We start from the raw sequence: 17,022 nt of genomic DNA, 5'->3' as shown, positions 1-17,022 counted from the left end.
AGCCTCAGGTCGGCCGCGAAAAGGCCTAGCCTTCCGGCACCCCGGTCTGCAGGGCCAGCGCGTGCAGCACGCCGCCCATCTGGCCACGCAGCGACTGATAGACGATCTGATGTTGCTGGACGCGTGACTTGCCGCGGAACGATTCGGAGATCACGGTCGCGGCGTAATGGTCACCATCACCGGCAAGATCGCGGATCGTCACCTCGGCATCGGGGATCGCTGCCTTGATCATCGATTCGATATCGCGGGCGTCCATTGGCATTCCGGTCTGGCTCCATTTTAGGCGCTTTAAATTATCGGCGTTTCAGATCGGCCCGGCAACCTCGGTCTGCGCCACGCAGCTAATTTAGCGTGAAAGGCCTTCTAGGTCACCTATAGTGCCACTATATTTCAGATTCGATCATTACAAAGCGGCGAGCCAGCTGCGACCTGCGGTCACGACTGACGGCATAAAATCGGGCCAGGTAAATCGCTGCGTAGAAGGGCTTGAAAACCATGAAACTTCCGGGTCCCGATCATCCCATCACCATCACGGCCAACCCCAGGCGGGTGCGAGTCAGCGCGGGCGACACCGTCATTGCGGATACGACACATGCGCTGACGCTGAAGGAGGCGAAATATCCCGCCGTGCAATATGTGCCGCGCGAGGACGCCAAAATGGAACTATTGCAGCGGACCGACCGGGTAACGCACTGCCCCTATAAGGGGGACGCGAGCTATTTCAGCATCCGCGCCGACGGCAAGGTGATCGAGAATTCGATCTGGACCTATGAGACTCCCTTCCCGGCGATGGCGGAGATATCCGGCCATCTCGCCTTCTATCCGGACAAGGTGAAGATCGAGGAAGTGGGTTGAGACAGGACTAAATCCAGTCCTCCGGCATCCGCCACAGTCTTGGCGACGTAGCCGGACTAATTTTGCGCGGCGGCCGAAGTCTTCCGCGTTCGTTTGTCCGGGAAGTCGTCGATTTTCGTCGGCAAATCAGCTAAATCTTTACCCGTCTGCGGCCTTTGGTTGCGGCATGGCAGCAGAGATTTGCCCTTGCTGAATCAGGTTCGCGGCCGCAACATGCAGATAAAGCAGCAGCTGTAGGGGCGTGTCGTGACAACCATTTCGCACTCAGCGACGCCTGCCGAAATTCAAGCGACGCCGAAGGTCAAAACGCGCAATGCCGCGCTCGACCGCGCGCGCACCTTCCTCACGCTGGTGGTGCTCATTCACCACTCCGTGATCCCCTACACCTATTTCGGTCATACCGATCCGAAGTTCTTTATCGGCTTCGATATGATCGTGCTCGCTACCGACAGCTTCTTCATGGCGATGTTCTTCCTGCTGTCGGGGCTGTTCGCGTGGCCGGGGCTCTCGCGCAAGGGACCGCTGCAGTATTTGCAAGATCGCCTGTTGCGGCTTGGACTGCCTTTCGTGATCTGCGCGTTCACGATCATTCCCATCGCCTACTATGCGATTTCGCTGCGCCAGAACCCGGAGGTGAGCTTTGCCGAATACTGGTGGAAGACCATTACGGTTGGGCCGTGGCCGAGCGGACCGGTCTGGTTTCTCTGGGTCCTGCTCAGCTTCGATGTGGTTGCAAGCTTACTCTACCTGATCTCGCCGAAGGCGCTTGATCCGATCAATCGGCTGTCGCTGCAGGGCCGTGACGAGCCCGCTAAATTCTTCCTGGTGATGTTTGCCGTCACTGCTGCGTTCTATATTCCCGGCCGCATCCACTTCGGACCTGGAAGCTGGTTCGAATTCGGGCCGTTCTCGGTGCAGCACGGCCGCGTGCTGCTTTATACGTCCTATTTCTTTTTCGGCGCGGGGATAGGCCTTGCGAACCTGAACGGCGGGCTTCTCTCCCCGGACGGAAAGCTGGCAAAGGGCAACTGGATCTGGATTCCCATTGTGCTCATTCCATACTGCGGCATGTGGGGGCTGATCTACATCAAGCGCGAAATCCTGGGAAATCCGGTGGAGCTGCCCCATTGGTATGAGGGAATCTACGGCTTCTTCTTTGCGTGGTTCAGCATCGCCATCATGTTCGGGATTCTGGCCTTTTTCCTGAGATTCGAGCGAGCGGGCCGGAGCATTCTAGATCCGATGCAGCCGGATGCCTTCGGCATGTTCCTGGTGCACTACCCGATCGCGCTCTGGCTGCAATATTGGCTGTTCGACTACAATCTGCCCGCGATTGCCAAGGCACTGATCGTCTTCGTGCTCACGGTCTTCCTCAGCTGGGGGGCAACAATCCTGCTCCGGAAGATCCCGGGCGCGCATCACGTGCTGTAGCGCCGCTGCACCTGCGGCTTGTGTCCTGCGACTCGTGACTTGGCATCAAACCTGCATTCGCGCGTGCAGGGAGGCGTCCCAAGGACTCCACGAACAAGGACACAGCAATGGGAATAGCCGCCATTTTGATCGCCACCGCTCTCAGCCTCACCATGCTTGTCGCGGTTGCGGATCTGCCATGAGCCAAGCTTAAGCTTGGCTGCCGGCGCTCATATAGGTCGGAAGCCAGGCTTCGAACGCCGTCTTGAGCGAAGAGACTTCAACCGGCTCCTCGCCCGCGATCACGATCGCGTCACCGCCAGTGGTGCCGACCCGCGTGCAGGGCACGCCCGCACCGCGCATCTTCGCCAACACTAGGCCCGCCTCTGTCTCCGGCACTGTGACGAGATAGCGCGCCTGGTCCTCTCCGAACCAATAGGCATGCGACACGATTGCAGCCGGCGCAGCCAGCAGGCGCGCGCCAATACCGCTGGCAATCGCCATCTCGGCAAGCGCGATCAAGAGACCGCCATCGGAGAGATCATGCGCCGATGTCGCAGTCCCCGAGCGGATCATGCCGCGCACCACATCGCCATTGCGCTTCTCGGCCAAGAGATCCACCGGCGGCGGTGCGCCCTCCTCACGGCCGCAGATGTCGCGCAGATAGACGGATTGGCCCAGCCAGCCCTGGGTGTCCCCGATCAACAAGATCGCCTCACCTTCGGCCTTGAAGGCAAGGCTCGCCGATTTGGTGAAGTCATCGAGCACGCCGACGCCGCCGATTGAGGGTGTCGGCAGAATGGCGCGGCCATTGGTCTCGTTGTAGAGCGAGACGTTGCCGGACACGACCGGGAAATCCAGCGCGCGGCAGGCTTCGGAAATGCCCTTCAGGCAGCCGACGAACTGGCCCATGATCTCGGGCCGCTCCGGATTGCCGAAATTGAGGTTGTCGGTGATCGCAAGCGGCTTTCCGCCGACCGCGGTGATGTTGCGCCACGCTTCGGCGACGGCCTGCTTGCCGCCCTCGAACGGGTCAGCCTCGCAATAGCGCGGTGTGACATCGACGGTCAGCGCAAGCCCCTTCGGCCCGTCTTCCACGCGCACCACCGCCGCATCGCCGCCGGGACGCTGTACGGTGTTGCCGAGGATCACGTGATCATATTGCTCCCACACCCAGCGCTTGGAGCCGAGCTCTGGCGTTCCGATCAGCTTGTCCAGCGCGGCTGTGATGCCGATCGGCGGCGCGACGTCGCGCGCGTGAACGATTGGCAGGACGGGAGATGCAACATGCGGACGGTCGTAGACCGGCGCCTCGTCGCCGAGTTCCTTGATCGGCAGGTCGGCCATGACGTCGCCGCCATGCTTGACGCGGAAACGCTTGCTCGGCGTGGTGTAACCGACGACTGCGAAATCGAGGCCCCACTTCTTGAAGATCGCCTCGGCCTCCTTCTCCTTCTCGGGCTTGAGCACCATGAGCATGCGCTCCTGGCTTTCCGAGAGCATCATCTCGTAGGCGCTCATGCCAGTTTCGCGCGTCGGCACGGCGTCGAGATCGAGATCGACGCCGAGATCGCCCTTGGCGCCCATCTCGACCGCCGAACAGGTCAAGCCGGCCGCGCCCATGTCCTGGATCGCGATCACGCAGCCTTTGGCCATGATCTCCAGACATGCCTCGAGCAGAAGCTTTTCGGCAAAGGGATCGCCGACCTGCACGGTCGGGCGCTTTTCAGCGGAATCGTCGTCGAACTCGGCCGAGGCCATGGAAGCGCCGTGGATGCCGTCACGCCCGGTCTTGGAGCCGAGGTAGACGATCGGCATGTTCACGCCGGACGCGGCGGCATAGAAGATCTTGTCGGCATCGGCGAGGCCGACCGCCATCGCATTGACCAGGATGTTGCCGTCATAGCGGCTGTGGAAACGCACCTGCCCGCCCACCGTCGGCACGCCGAACGAATTACCGTAGCCGCCGACGCCGGCGACCACGCCGGAGACGAGGTGCCGGGTCTTGGGATGCTCGGGCGCGCCAAAGCTCAACGCGTTGAGGCAGGCGATGGGCCGCGCGCCCATGGTGAAGACGTCGCGCAAGATGCCGCCGACACCGGTGGTCGCACCCTGGTAGGGCTCGATATAGCTCGGGTGGTTGTGGCTCTCCATCTTGAACACGACGGCCTGGCCGTCACCGATGTCGATCACACCGGCATTCTCGCCGGGGCCCTGGATCACCCAGGGCGCCTTGGTCGGGAGCCCGCGCAAATGGATGCGCGAGGATTTGTACGAGCAATGCTCGTTCCACATCGCCGAGAAGATGCCGAGCTCGGTGAAGGTTGGCACCCGTCCGATCAGCTTCAGGATCCGCTCATACTCGTCCGGCTTCAGCCCGTGGGAGGCCACGACTTCGGGGGTGATCTGCGGTTCGTTGGTTCGCATGAGCTTAAGTGGTCCCGCGGGAACGATGTCTCGGTTTCTCCCCTTAACGCCCAACCAGACGCCAAAGGAGGTCACTTGCGAACCCCGCCGGCGGGGCTCGAAATTCCGTCCGTCCGACAGCCGTATTAGAAAGATCGAAGCGGCCGGAAAAGGCCTTTTAGGGCCCATTTTCCTGCTGTCCAGAGCTTTGCCGGGACAAGGGGTTTGCGGAATGCTGTCGGATCGGATTTAAGGAGCCGGAACCCGAATTTGAAGGCCCTTTCCCTTGCACGACATCACTAAACCTGCCCCCGTCCAGCGCCCCGACCTGCATGTTGCGACCGAGGGCGAATTCAAGGGCTGGCGCACCTGGACCCGCGACAGCTACGAGTCTCACACCGGCCCGTTTTGGCACCGGACGGAAGCCGACGGGCGCGTGCGCTGCGCATTCCGGGTCGAAAAGAAGCACCTCAACGGCGCCGGCAACGTCCATGGCGGTTGCTTCATGACGTTCGCGGACTATTGCCTGTTTGCGCTTGCAAGCCACGAGCTGAACGGGCCGGCCGTGACCGTATCCTTTGCCAGCGAATTTCTCGATGCCGCACGCGAGGGCGAATTGATCGAATGCGCCGGCGAGGTCACCCGCGCCGGCGGCTCACTGATCTTCGTTCGTGGCGAGCTCAGATCCGGCGAGCGGCGGCTGTTCACCTTCTCCGGCACCATCAAGCGGGTGAAACGCAGAGAGCCGGCGAAGGCCTGACAGGCCCCGTCTCTCCGTGTGATCGCTACTGCTTGCTGACCAGGGTCAGGTCCACGAACCAGGACTGCGGCGACACGAATCCCTTGACCTTCGGGCTCATCGCACGCGGGTTGAGGTCGTGGACGATAAAGAGCCAGGGCGGGTCATCGACCAGCCGCTCATGCGCCTCGCGATAGGCCGCTGTGATCACCTTCGGATCGGTCTCGACCTCGATCGACTTCAGCGACTGGTCGAACAGATCGTCCTTCCATTGTTCGAAATTGAAGCCATTCGGCGCGAAATTGGCGGACGAGAAATAGCGTGCCATCACGCCAGGATCTGACGACGGCGATGAAATGTTGAGCGCCATCGCGCCCTGCAGGCTCGGGCTGTCGGGCGTTGCACGTCCTGCCGTCAGCAGCACCTGCCACTCGACGACGTCGTAATCCACATCGACGCCGCAGGCTTCCTTCAGGTTCTGCTGCAGGTACTCGTTCATCGGCAGCGGCAGCATCTGCCCCGATCCGGAGTTCGAGATCATCACCTTGAACGACAGCGGTTTGGCCTGTGTGTAGCCGGCCTCCGCAAGCAGCGCCTTGCCCTTGGCGGGATCGAACTTGTAGCGGTTCTCTGGATTGCCGAAATCGGGATCGCTCGTCTTGAGCCAGCCCACGGAGGGCTCGGCAGTGCCGTTGAGCAGTTCCACCAGGCCCTTGCGGTCGATGCAATAGTTCAGCGCCTGGCGCACACGCACATCCTTGAAAGGACTATTCGTCGCGCCGATGTTGAACAGCCAGGGCCAGTCGTGCGGATATGACCCCGTGGTGATGACATAGCCTGCGGATTTCAGCGATTCGATCGCATCGGCCGGCGGCACCTCGATCCAGTCGACCTGGCCGGAGCGCAAGGCCGCGAGCCGCGAATTGGCCTCCGGGATCGGCATCAGCACGACGCTGTCGACCTTGGCGAGCTTGCTCTTGTCCCAATATTGGTCCCAGCGCGCCAGATCCGCCTCCTGCCGCGGCACAATGCGCGTGATCTTGAAAGGCCCGGTGCCGGCGGCGGGCAAGGTCGCGACCTTGGCCCAATCGTGACCGGCCTTCTCGAACGAGGCAGGCGAGGTGAAGAGAATATAGACCGCCATATAGGGGAAGTAGGACGCCGGCCGCGTGGTCGTGATCGCGACCGTGTAGTCGTCGACCTTCTTGTAGCTCGCCATCAAGGGCACGCGCGCCTTGGTGATTCCCGAGGTAGCCGGCTCATATTGCGGGCTGCTTGCATTGAAATAGCGGTCCAGATTGAAGATCACCGCATCGGCGTTGAATTCGGTACCGTCATGGAATTTCACGCCATGGCGCAGATGGAAGATCCAGGTCTTGCCGTCCTCGGACTGCTCCCACTTCTCTGCGAGGCCCGGACGTAGCGTCGCGAGCTGGTCGGTGCGGGTCAGATCCCATAGCACGAGCCCCTCAAAGATCGGATAACCCATGAAGCGCATGCCCTCGAAACCGTTGTTGGGCATGCCGGTTGCGGTCGGAATGTCGGCGGCTGTCATGGCGATGCGCAGCGTGGTCTCGGCATTTGCGGCCTGGCCGCCAAGTAACGCGGCGGTGAGCGCAAGCGCGCCGATTGCCTTCCGAATGAGCATGTGAAGTCTCCCGTGTAACCCTGTCGCCCGTGGCAAACAGAGACTCGGGAGCAAGTTTCAGGCCAGCCAGCGGCGCGCTAGGCCGTCACCTGTAGTGCGCCAGGATCGACAGCGCTGCTGCTTATTTACGCCGCACGATCCAGATGGGCGACGAGGCCGGCGAACAGGCCGCGGCCGTCGGTGCACCCCATGATGTCTTCGACATGGTTTTCCGGGTGCGGCATCATGCCGAGAACGTTACCTGCATCATTGACGATGCCGGCAATCGAATGCGCAGCGCCGTTGATGTTGGCGGCTTCGTCCACCTCGCCTTGCGGCGAGCAGTAGCGGTAGAGCACGCGCCCCTCGCCTTCGAGGCGCTTCAGCGTCTCTTCATCCGCCTCGTAATTGCCCTCGCCATGGGCAACCGGCACGCGGATCACCTGGCCCGCGTTGTAGCCGCGCGTGAACGGCGTATCGGACCGCTCGACCCGCAGGTGCACGTCATGGCAGATGAATCTAAGCCCGGCATTGCGCATCAGCACGCCGGGCAGCAGCCCGGATTCGCAGAGGATCTGGAAGCCGTTGCAGACCCCGAGCACAAGGCCACCCTTGGCCGCGTAGCCACGCACCGCGTCCATGATCGGCGCGCGCGCGGCAATCGCTCCACAGCGCAAATAGTCGCCATAGGAGAAGCCGCCCGGCACCACGACGAGATCGGTGCCCGCTGGCAGCGACGTCTCGGCGTGCCAGACCATCGCGGGCTCATGTCCCGAGATGAGCTTGAGCGCACGCGCCATGTCGCGCTCGCGATTGATGCCGGGGAAGACGAGGATGGCGGCCTTCATCAGAGCAATTCGACCCGATAATTCTCGATCACGGTGTTGGCGAGCAGCCTGTCGGCGGCTTCCTTCAGCGCGGCTTCGGCCTTGTCGCGGTCGGCGCCCGCAAGCTCGATGTCGAACACCTTGCCCTGGCGGACGCTGGCAACGCCATCGACGCCGAGCGATTTCAGCGCGCCTTCGATGGCCTTGCCCTGCGGATCGAGAATGCCCGTTTTCAGCGTAACGGTGACACGTGCCTTCACGTCGCTCGTCTCCTCAGCTCTTCACCAGGACGGGGCCTGAGCCCGCGGGGCGCTCGTTTTCCATGAGGATGCCGAGCCGCTTGGCAACCTCGGTATAGGCCTCCAGCAGCCCGCCGAGATCGCGGCGGAACCGGTCCTTGTCGAGCTTCTCGTTGGACTTGATATCCCACAGCCGGCACGAATCGGGCGAGATCTCGTCGGCGACGATGATTCGCATCATCTCGTTCTCGAACAGCCGGCCGCATTCCATCTTGAAATCGACCAGGCGGATGCCGATGCCGAGGAAAAGGCCGGTTAAGAAATCGTTGACGCGGATGGCGAGCGCCATGATGTCGTCGATCTCCTGCGGCGTGGCCCAGCCGAAGGCGGTGATGTGCTCTTCCGACACCATGGGGTCGTTGAGCTGGTCGTTCTTGTAATAAAATTCGATGATCGAGCGCGGCAGCTGGGTGCCTTCCTCGATGCCGAGCCGCTGCGACAGAGAGCCGGCCGCGACATTCCGCACCACCACCTCGAGCGGCACGATCTCGACCTCACGAATCAGCTGCTCGCGCATGTTGAGGCGGCGAATGAAGTGAGTCGGCACCCCGATGTCGTTGAGGTGCTGGAACAGGTACTCCGAAATCCGGTTGTTGAGGACGCCCTTGCCCTCGATCACCTGGTGCTTCTTGGCATTGAACGCAGTCGCATCGTCCTTGAAGTGCTGGATCAGGGTACCGGGCTCCGGCCCTTCGTAGAGAACCTTGGCCTTGCCTTCATAAATACGACGTCGACGGCTCATGGGGATGTACCGTGTGTTGTTGAAGTCCATGAATCTGGTGTGCTCCGGGTGACTGGGATTACAACCCACGACGGAGCTGCCGTGGTGGCCTGGAACCCTAGGAAACAGAACAAGAACCGAGCCTCAAGGCAACCTATCCGATTGGCCTATCAAGCACAATCGATCCGGTCCTTTCGGGGTGAGTTTTACCCCCTTCCGCTGACACTCCGCTTGCGACCCTGTGACCGTTGTTTCAGCTAGACATTCCGGATATTTAGTTTCGCAACGGTCCCCGCGCAATGACGCGCCGGGATCATGTTTAGGGCCAAGGCCGGGAACCTGTCCCATGACCACCTTCGACAAACGGGAAGAAGCCTTCGAGACTCAGTTCGTCCATGACGAGGCATTGAAGTTCAAGGCCGGGGCGCGGCGCAACAAGCTGCTCGGCCTGTGGGCGGCGGAAAAGCTCGGAATGAGGGGCGATGCCGCAGCCGACTATTCCAAGGCCGTGGTCACCGCCGAAATCGATGCCGCCAGCGACGAAGGCGTCGTCCGCAAGATCATGTCCGACCTCGCCGCGAAGGGCATCGCCATCAGCGAGGACGAGCTTCGCAGCCGGATGAATGAGCTCCTGGCCGCCGCGGTCGCGCAGATCAAGGCGGGGGTTTAGAGGCGGCAGCTCTCTCGCGGTCATTCCGGGGGCGCGCTTCGGCGCGAACCCGGAATCTCGAGATTCTCAGGTGCGCAATTGCGCACCCTGGTTCGATGCTTAGTATCGCCCCGGGATGACGATGCCAACGTCACCCCTCCTTGAAGCCATACTCCGGTACGTTGCCGCTTGCGCCGTAATATTTATACGGCAGGAATTTTCCCGACATCGTGATCTTGACGCGGTCGCCTTTCGGGTTGGGCAGGCGTTCCATCACCATGTCGAAATCGATCGCCGACATGATGCCGTCGCCGAACTGCTCCTCGATCAGCGCCTTCCAGGCCGGCCCGTTGATCATCACAAGTTCGTAGAAGCGGTAGATCAGGGGATCGGTCGGCGGCATCGATATGCCTTCCCCGCGCATCGGCGTCTCGTTCAACATCGCCGTTTCGGTCTTCGACAGCCCGAACAGTTCGCCGGCATTGGCGGCCTGCGGTTTGGTCAGCTTCATCTGGCCCAGGATCGCACCGACGATCAGCACCTCGGAATAGCCGCCGATCTTCTCGCAGATATATTGCCAGCTCCAGCCCTTCTCGCGCTTGATGTCGAGCAGCTTTTCGGTGAGGTCGGCTCGTTTCATTTCCTTGTCTCCCTTCTTCACGTTAACGGGCGATCGCCTGCGTCGAGGTGGACTCAATCACCTCCAGCGCGGACACGATAGTCGGCTCCGGCTTGCCGATCCGCACCACCGGCACCTTGCGCGAATCATGATCGGGCGTCCTGGACGCAAAGCCCTTGCTGCGGCTCACCAGGAAATCGATGATGTGGTTGCGCAGCGCGTAATACAGCGGATGGCGGTGCAGGCCGTCGCGTGTGCGATCCTTCGGCAGCGGATTTTCGACGATCTCCGCCAGCACCGCGCCGGGACCATTGGTCATCAAAAAAATCTTGTCCGCAAGGTAAATCGCCTCATCCACATCATGGGTGATCATGAACACGGTCTGCCCGGTCGTAAGGCAGATGCGGCGGACCTCGTCCTGCAGCGTGCCGCGGGTCAGCGCATCCAGCGCCGAGAACGGCTCGTCCATCAGCATGATCTTGGGCATGATCGAGAGCGCGCGCGCAATGCCGACGCGCTGCTTCATGCCGCCTGACAGTTCGGACGGATGCTTGTGCTCGGCACCGTTCAGGCCGACCAGATCGATGAAGCGTTGCGCATGGGCCTTCACCCTGGTGCGATCCCAGCTCCGCCATTTCGAACTCACCGCATAGGCGACGTTGCCGACCACGGTGCGCCAGGGCAGAAGCGCGTGGCTCTGGAAGATCACCGCGCGGTCAAGGCTTGGCCCTTCGATCTCCTGGCCGTCCACGATCACCACACCCTCGCTCGGCGCATCGAGGCCGGCGAGGATGTTCAGCACGGTGGTCTTGCCGCAGCCGGAATGGCCGATGACGCAGCCGAATTCGCCGCGCGCCATCGACAGCCAGAGATTTTCGAACACGGCGGGCGTGCCATCTGCGCCCGGATAGCGCTTGGCGATGCCTTCGATGGAGATGAATTTATCGGTCATGGCGCGGACTCACTCCGGGAATGTGACGAGCCGCGTGACGCGAGCGAGAACCTGGTCGAGCAGCATCCCGACCAGGCCGATCAGGAAGATCGCGATGATGACATTGACGATCGAGAGGTTGTTCCACTCATTCCAGACGAAGTAGCCGATGCCGGTGCCGCCGACCAGCATTTCAGCGGCAACGATCACGAGCCACGCGATGCCGATGGAAATGCGCATGCCCGTGAGAATGGTCGGCGCCGCGGCCGGCAGGATCACGGTGAAGGCACGCCTGATCGTGCCGACTTCGAGCGTGCGCGCGACATTGATCCATTCCTTGCGGACGCCGGCCACACCGAAGGCCGTGTTGATCAGCATCGGCCACACCGAGCAGATGAAGATCACGAAGATCGCCGACAGGCCGGAATCCTTGATCGTGTAGAGCGCAAGCGGCATCCAGGCGAGCGGCGAGATGGGCTTGAGGATCTGAATGAACGGATCGAGCGCGCGGCTGATCAGCGGCGACATGCCGATCAGGAAGCCGAGCGGAATGGCGATGACGACGGCGAGCAGATAGCCGAGGCCGACCCGTGCGATGGAATAGCCGAGCTGGATGCCGAGTCCCTTGTCGTTCGGCCCGTTGTCATAGAACGGCCGCCGCAGATGCTCCCAGAGTTTTTCGCCGACATCGAGCGGCCCGGGCATCGCCGACTTGCCTTGTGTCGCGGTCGCGCCCATCAGCTTGGCGTATTCGGGACTCATGTTCGCCGCCGGCCCGGCACTGCGCGTGGCGAGATGCCAGACGGCGAGAAAGGCCAAAAACAGTGCGATCGAGACGACCGCTGCGCGGAGACGAAGAGAGGCGCTCATCTCCTTCTCCCCGCTTGCGCAGGGCGAGGTAAGGACACAGCGGCGGCAGTCCTCCTCACGACGCCTTCCTGATCTTGAAGCCGGCGAGATAATCGTCCGGCTTGTCGGGATCGAACGTCCTGCCCATTACCGAGAAGGATTTGTAGACGGTCGCGGGCGGACTAAGCCCCATCTCATGCATCAGCTTCCTGGTGTCGGTCGCGAGATATACCTGCTCGGCCACCGTCTTGTAATCGACGTCGCCCTTGATCTGGCCCCAGCGCTTCATCTGGGTCAGCATCCAGACCGCGAAGGACTGCCAGGGGAAGGGATCGAAATCGACCCGCTTGGGATCGGTCTTGATGCCACCGAGCCCGTCGGCATAGGCGCCGGTGAGCACCTGCTCCAGCACCGTCACCGGCGCATTGATGTAATTGGCGGGTGCGATCGCCTCCGCGATCTGCCTGCGGTTCTCCGCGTTCGAGGCATAGGCGGTGGCATCGACAATGGCGCGGGTCAGCGCCGCAAAGCTGTTCGGCGCCGTCGCGATGAACTCGCGGCTGGCGGCAAAGCTGCAGCAGGGATGGCCGTCCCAGATCTCCTTGGACAGGACGTGCAGGAATCCGACGCCGTCATAGATCGCGCGCTGGCAGATATTGTCGGGCGCGAGAAAGCCGTCGATGTTGTCGGCACGGAGATTGGCGACCATCTCCGGTGGCGGCACCGCGCGCAGCTGCACGTCGGTATCGGGGTCGAGCCCGTGCTCGGCGAGATAATAGCGCAACAGGTAGTTGTGCATGGAATAGTCGAAGGGGATGGCAAACTTCATGCCCTTCCAGTTCCGGGGATCGCGTTTGTCCTTGTGCTTGATCGCAAGCGTGATCCCTTGCCCGTTGATGTTCTCGATCGCCGGCACCGCGAACGGAATCGGCTGCGCGCCAAGGCCGAGGGAAATCGCGATCGGCATCGGCGCCAGCATGTGGGAGGCGTCGTATTCCTTGTTGATGGTCTTGTCGCGAATGACCGCCCAGCCCGCGGTCTTCACCACGTCGACATTGAGCCCGTGCCTGGCATAGAAGCCGAGCGGTGCGCCCATGATGATCGGGGTCGCGCAGGTGATCGGAATGAAGCCGACCTTGAGATCCTTCTTTTCCGGCGTGCCCGCATCGGCGAACGCTTCGGCAGCCATCTTCAACGGGAAGAATTGCGAGAGCACCGCAAGCGCGGTCGAAGCCCCTACCGATTTCAGGAACGCACGCCGCGCCGCATCCTGCGGGAACACCGCGCGCATGACGGCCGACGCCACCACGCTCTCATAGCGCTTCTCCTCGCTCTCAGCCGGCTCGCAGCGCAGTTGAAGCGTCGCCTGCTCGTGCTCGGCCGCGGATCGATGCTGCCCGCAGACACAAGCTGGCGCGATATCGCGCTCGGCATCAAAAGGATCGTCAAAAATCGCCATGCCCTTCCCTCGGCCAGTCGGCCGTCCTTTCACCGCCCGGCCGCAGATTTGTGCGGCCGGGTGACGAAAAACATGCAGGTTCTATGCCGCCTTGCTCGTCACGGCGGCAGCAATCGGCAGCCCCTCCTCGATCGGCAGCGCGGGATCGCGCGACCATTCGTTCCAGGAGCCGAAATACATCCGCACGTCCTTCACGCCGGCGTTCTTCAGCGCCAGGAAGGTGTTGGAGGCACGCGCGCCCTTGAAGCAGTAGAGGTAGACCGGCGTGCTCTGGCCGATGCCGACGGTGGCGCATTCCGCGAGGATCTCATCCTTGGATTTGAAGCGCGGACCTTCGCCGGTCGGCTTCATCATGCGGTACCATTCAAGCCACACCGCACCGGGGATGCGGCCCTTGCGAGGACAGAAATCCTTGCCGTACGGCGACGAGCTATCGCCGATCCACTCATCGACATCGCGTACGTCAAGAATGGCAATGCCGGGCTTTCCAACGGCGGCCAGCATCGCCCTGGCGTCGATCAGGATGTCGCCTGCCTCAGGCACGATCGCAAAGCCGGCCGCCGCCGGCGACGGCACATCCTTGGTGGTCGGTAAGCCCGCGGCGATCCAGGCATCGTAGCCACCATGCAGCACCTTCACCTTGGGATAACCGAGCATGGTCAGCAGATAATAGCCGCGACAGGACTGGCCGAAGCCGGAGTTCATCGACTGTTCGTAGATGACGGCGGTTTCCTTGCCCGACAGTCCCGCCGCACCGAAGGCATCGGCGAACTTGGTCTTCAGCTCGCTCATGCCTTCTGGCGTCGAGGTCGCGAGGTAAGTGAAGATTTCGTGCACATTGACGGCGAAAGGCAGGTGCCCCGCACCATAGGCATCGGGATTACGGGTGTCGATGATGACACACGGCTCCTTGGTCAAGAGATCGGCGAGTTCGCTGGCAGAGATCAAGACGTCCGTCATGGCAGGCCTCTCCTTAGTTGTGGTTTCAGCAGGGGTAGAAATCGAACTTCGTTTGAGGTCAGGCGTCGGCAAGCATCTTGCGAAGCTGCTTGGTGGCCGGCGTGACGATGGCGACGAAATAGGCTTCGCGCAGGCGACGCTGGGCGCGATGGCTCTTCAGGTAACCGCGCGCGCCGCAATGGAGCATCGCTGCATGCGCGGCTGCGACCGAGGCGTCACCTGCGCGCAGCCGAAGCGCGATCACCCGGCGCCAGTAGGTCTCATCCGGATTGAGCGGATCGCGCGCCAGCGCCATGGTCTCGCGCTCGAGCTCCGAAAACAGCTCCTTGAACTGCACCGGCTGCTGCGGAAGGTATCGGTTGATATGGCCGAGCGGCGAGCCGACCTGGTCCATGACGTCGATGCAATCCTTGATCAGGCCAAGCGCCATGCCGGCCTGCAGCAGGATGAAGCCCGCGCGGATCTTCTTCACGAACGGCGCTGCCTGCTCGGCCAAGATCAGTTCATCGGGCACGAAGACGTCGCGGAACTGCACGCCATAGGTGCCGGTGCCGTCCATCGCCAGAAACGGCTTGCAGGGCTGCAGTGTGATGGCAGGGTCGGCACAGTCGGCAAGGAACATCACCGTCTCGCCCGGCGCATCCTCGCGCTCGAAGATGGTGCCGAAGAAATGGTCGGGGCCAAGATTGGAGACCCAGGGCAGCGCACCGCGCACGACATAGCCGCCGTCGACCTTGCGGCCCTTGAGTTTCAATTTCTCGATGCCGAAGAAGCTCTTCATCGGGTTCGACAGCCCGGTTCCGCCGAGCAGCCTGCCGGCGGCAAAACTGTCGCCGAAGCGCCTTGCGAGCTTCAGGTTGGTCGAATTGGCGACGTACCAGACCAGCGTGTTCTGGCACCACGCCATGAAGGCGGTGGCGCCGCAGACCTCGCCGATCGCCGCCATCGCCTCGATCGCGCAACGCAGGTCGGCGGGGCCGTCCTGCGGGACATGACTGCCCCAGGCACCGGCTTCGCCGAGGCGGCGAAGCACCTCCTCCGGATAGACCGTTCCCTCGTCGATCGCGCCGGCCAGGGGCGCAAGCTGCTTGCGCGCGATCGACCCCACGACGTCCGCAAGCGATGTCGCGGAGGTCCCGCCATCCTCGTGAATGGCAAGAGCCGTTGCAGCCGATGAACCCAATGCGCCCACCAATCCACCCATGGGGACCCTCCGCTTCGCTGGGGCGTGGTTTTTAGAGGCCGACTTCGAGATTGACCGGCCGCGTGAACGTGTTCGCAACCGGCGACCACTTCTTCACGTGCTGGACGAGCGCGGCGACATCGGCCTCCGGAATGCCCTCGCACTCCATGTCGACCTTGACGCGGACGTCGGTGAAGCCGACCGGCTTCTCGCTGACGTCGCCGGTGCCCCACACCGCGGTGATGTTGAGATCGCCCTCGAGCTCCAGCTCGAGCTTGTTGACGGTCCAGCCACGGTGAACAGCGTTCGCATGCAGCCCGACCGCCAGGCACGAGCCCAGCGCGGCGAGCGAGGCTTCCGATGGATTGGGCGCGGTGTCGTCGCCCAGAAGTCCCGGCGGCTCGTCGACAATGTAGGGCGGCAGGTTGCGGATATAGTTGGCGTGACGGAACTTGCCTTCGGCGACCGTCTTGCATTTCAAGGTCTTGATGACCTTGGGATTGGCCTTGCCGTTGGCGATCAGCTGCTCGAGCCCGTTCTTGTCGATCGGGGCAAGGCAGCCGGTGAGTGCAGTTTTCTGAGCGACCGCGGTCATCAGGTTTTCTCCCTAGAGGCAGGATACCGAACGGTCTGTTTCCTGCACGAAGCGTGCCAGAGGGCACCGAAAACAAAAGGCAAAGCGTTATCGATGGTTAGGGAGGGCTGCCTTGGAATTGATCAGGGGCCGCTTGCTCAATGCCGATGCAATTGCTGTCTCGCCGCGATTATTTTGAGCGCAGAAAGATGCGGGCTTGATGATTTCCCTGTGGTTCGATTTACTGGGCGCATGGTCAAGACGGGCAAATCACTGTCAAAGAAGAAAGCGGGTGCCGTTACCGGCGATGAAGAGTCGGCGCGCGGCCGCCTGCTCAGCGCGGCGACGCATCTGTTCTGCAAGAACGGCATCAACGCCACCGGGATCGATGCGATCATCGGGGAAGCCGGAACCGCGAAAACCACGCTCTACAAATTGTTCGGCTCCAAGACCAACCTCGTGCACGCAGTGCTGGAGAACGAGGGCAAGCAGTGGCGCGAATGGTTCATCGGCGCGATCGAGGCCGGCGGCGGCGATGCCCAGACCAAATTGACGCGGATATTCCCGGCGCTGAAGAGCTGGTTCGGCGAGGAGCGTTTCTACGGCTGTCCCTTCATCAATGCCGTCGGCGAGCATGACAAGGACCAGAAGCAGTTCCGCAACATCGCGATGCGCCACAAGAAGGTCGTGCTGGCGCACATCGAAAAGCTCGCAAGCGAAATGGGCGCCGCCGAGCCGGAGATGCTCGCGCATCAACTCGCGCTTCTGATCGACGGCGCCATCGTCGCCGCCATGGTCTCGCGCAATCCTGACGTCGCCGACACCGCCGGCCTCGCCGCCGGCTCGCTGTTCGAGCCGGCGAAGAAGAAGCGCCGCGCGAACGCGGCAGCGGAGTTAGTGGCGGTTTAGATCCT

At 62.2% G+C, this 17,022-nt stretch carries 18 protein-coding genes; 5 read left to right on the top strand and 13 right to left on the bottom strand.

Going from position 1 to position 17,022, the window contains the following annotated elements:
• Window positions 1-25: 25 nt before the first annotated feature.
• Window positions 26-262 carry a BolA family protein gene (locus A3AI_RS0124110; RefSeq protein ID WP_024518049.1) on the bottom strand — a complete coding sequence of 79 codons (237 nt, stop codon included), beginning with the start codon at window positions 260-262 and terminating at the stop codon, window positions 26-28.
• A gap of 233 nt (window positions 263-495) precedes the next feature.
• Here A3AI_RS0124110 and A3AI_RS0124105 point away from each other — a divergent pair, with 233 nt between their 5' ends.
• A complete protein-coding gene (locus A3AI_RS0124105; protein ID WP_024518048.1) occupies window positions 496-855 on the top strand; it encodes a DUF427 domain-containing protein in 360 nt (119 codons plus the stop codon).
• 246 nt (window positions 856-1,101) lie between these two features.
• Entirely contained in the window at window positions 1,102-2,286 is a 1,185-nt protein-coding gene (locus tag A3AI_RS0124100) for an acyltransferase family protein (RefSeq protein WP_024518047.1), read from the top strand.
• Window positions 2,287-2,475: 189 nt separating this feature from the next.
• On the opposite strand, the gene purL is transcribed toward A3AI_RS0124100, so the two are convergent.
• Window positions 2,476-4,692 (bottom strand): phosphoribosylformylglycinamidine synthase subunit PurL, encoded by a 2,217-nt coding sequence (gene purL, locus A3AI_RS0124095; protein WP_024518046.1) that lies wholly within the window; start codon window positions 4,690-4,692, stop codon window positions 2,476-2,478.
• Between the two features lie 265 nt (window positions 4,693-4,957).
• Between purL and A3AI_RS0124090 the strand changes: the two genes are divergently transcribed.
• Complete coding sequence (locus tag A3AI_RS0124090; RefSeq protein WP_024518045.1) at window positions 4,958-5,431, top strand: PaaI family thioesterase; 474 nt, start codon at window positions 4,958-4,960, stop codon at window positions 5,429-5,431.
• Between the two features lie 25 nt (window positions 5,432-5,456).
• Here the strand turns inward: A3AI_RS0124090 and A3AI_RS0124085 are convergent, their stop codons facing one another.
• The 4 genes from A3AI_RS0124085 to purC all read right to left on the bottom strand — a co-directional run bounded on the left by A3AI_RS0124085 (window position 5,457) and on the right by purC (window position 8,905).
• A complete protein-coding gene (locus A3AI_RS0124085) occupies window positions 5,457-7,058 on the bottom strand; it encodes an ABC transporter substrate-binding protein (protein ID WP_024518044.1) in 1,602 nt (533 codons plus the stop codon).
• Window positions 7,059-7,183: 125 nt separating this feature from the next.
• Complete coding sequence (gene purQ / locus A3AI_RS0124080; RefSeq protein ID WP_024518043.1) at window positions 7,184-7,885, bottom strand: phosphoribosylformylglycinamidine synthase subunit PurQ; 702 nt, start codon at window positions 7,883-7,885, stop codon at window positions 7,184-7,186.
• Window positions 7,885-8,124 carry a phosphoribosylformylglycinamidine synthase subunit PurS gene (purS, locus tag A3AI_RS0124075; RefSeq protein WP_024518042.1) on the bottom strand — a complete coding sequence of 80 codons (240 nt, stop codon included), beginning with the start codon at window positions 8,122-8,124 and terminating at the stop codon, window positions 7,885-7,887. Before purS ends, purQ begins: the two co-directional genes overlap by 1 nt.
• A gap of 13 nt (window positions 8,125-8,137) precedes the next feature.
• The gene (purC, locus tag A3AI_RS0124070) at window positions 8,138-8,905 is read right to left on the bottom strand and encodes a phosphoribosylaminoimidazolesuccinocarboxamide synthase (protein WP_008974302.1); all 768 of its coding nucleotides are present in this window, start codon (window positions 8,903-8,905) and stop codon (window positions 8,138-8,140) included.
• 325 nt (window positions 8,906-9,230) lie between these two features.
• On the opposite strand from purC, the gene A3AI_RS0124065 reads away from it, so the two are divergent.
• Window positions 9,231-9,554 carry a DUF1476 domain-containing protein gene (locus A3AI_RS0124065; RefSeq protein WP_024518041.1) on the top strand — a complete coding sequence of 108 codons (324 nt, stop codon included), beginning with the start codon at window positions 9,231-9,233 and terminating at the stop codon, window positions 9,552-9,554.
• Window positions 9,555-9,684: 130 nt separating this feature from the next.
• Here A3AI_RS0124065 and cynS read toward each other — a convergent pair whose 3' ends face one another.
• The 7 genes from cynS to A3AI_RS0124030 form a co-directional block, all read right to left on the bottom strand.
• The gene (cynS, locus tag A3AI_RS0124060; RefSeq protein WP_024518040.1) at window positions 9,685-10,173 is read right to left on the bottom strand and encodes a cyanase; all 489 of its coding nucleotides are present in this window, start codon (window positions 10,171-10,173) and stop codon (window positions 9,685-9,687) included.
• Between the two features lie 22 nt (window positions 10,174-10,195).
• Window positions 10,196-11,104, bottom strand: a complete 909-nt coding sequence (locus A3AI_RS0124055; protein ID WP_024518039.1) for an ABC transporter ATP-binding protein — start codon at window positions 11,102-11,104, stop codon at window positions 10,196-10,198.
• A gap of 9 nt (window positions 11,105-11,113) precedes the next feature.
• Window positions 11,114-11,953 (bottom strand): nitrate ABC transporter permease, encoded by an 840-nt coding sequence (gene ntrB / locus A3AI_RS0124050; protein WP_024518038.1) that lies wholly within the window; start codon window positions 11,951-11,953, stop codon window positions 11,114-11,116.
• A gap of 55 nt (window positions 11,954-12,008) precedes the next feature.
• Window positions 12,009-13,391 (bottom strand): CmpA/NrtA family ABC transporter substrate-binding protein, encoded by a 1,383-nt coding sequence (locus A3AI_RS0124045; protein WP_024518037.1) that lies wholly within the window; start codon window positions 13,389-13,391, stop codon window positions 12,009-12,011.
• A gap of 81 nt (window positions 13,392-13,472) precedes the next feature.
• Window positions 13,473-14,351 (bottom strand): sulfurtransferase, encoded by an 879-nt coding sequence (locus A3AI_RS0124040; protein ID WP_024518036.1) that lies wholly within the window; start codon window positions 14,349-14,351, stop codon window positions 13,473-13,475.
• 58 nt (window positions 14,352-14,409) lie between these two features.
• Complete coding sequence (locus A3AI_RS0124035) at window positions 14,410-15,543, bottom strand: acyl-CoA dehydrogenase family protein (protein WP_502685761.1); 1,134 nt, start codon at window positions 15,541-15,543, stop codon at window positions 14,410-14,412.
• Between the two features lie 43 nt (window positions 15,544-15,586).
• A complete protein-coding gene (locus tag A3AI_RS0124030) occupies window positions 15,587-16,129 on the bottom strand; it encodes an OsmC family protein (protein WP_024518034.1) in 543 nt (180 codons plus the stop codon).
• A gap of 231 nt (window positions 16,130-16,360) precedes the next feature.
• Between A3AI_RS0124030 and A3AI_RS0124025 the strand changes: the two genes are divergently transcribed.
• Window positions 16,361-17,017 (top strand): TetR/AcrR family transcriptional regulator, encoded by a 657-nt coding sequence (locus A3AI_RS0124025; RefSeq protein WP_024518033.1) that lies wholly within the window; start codon window positions 16,361-16,363, stop codon window positions 17,015-17,017.
• The last annotated feature ends 5 nt before the right edge of the window (window positions 17,018-17,022 follow it).

Origin of the sequence: Bradyrhizobium sp. Tv2a-2 (assembly GCF_000472425.1) — a bacterium.
Lineage (GTDB): Bacteria > Pseudomonadota > Alphaproteobacteria > Rhizobiales > Xanthobacteraceae > Bradyrhizobium.
This window is presented reverse-complemented; position numbering and strand designations above follow the sequence as displayed.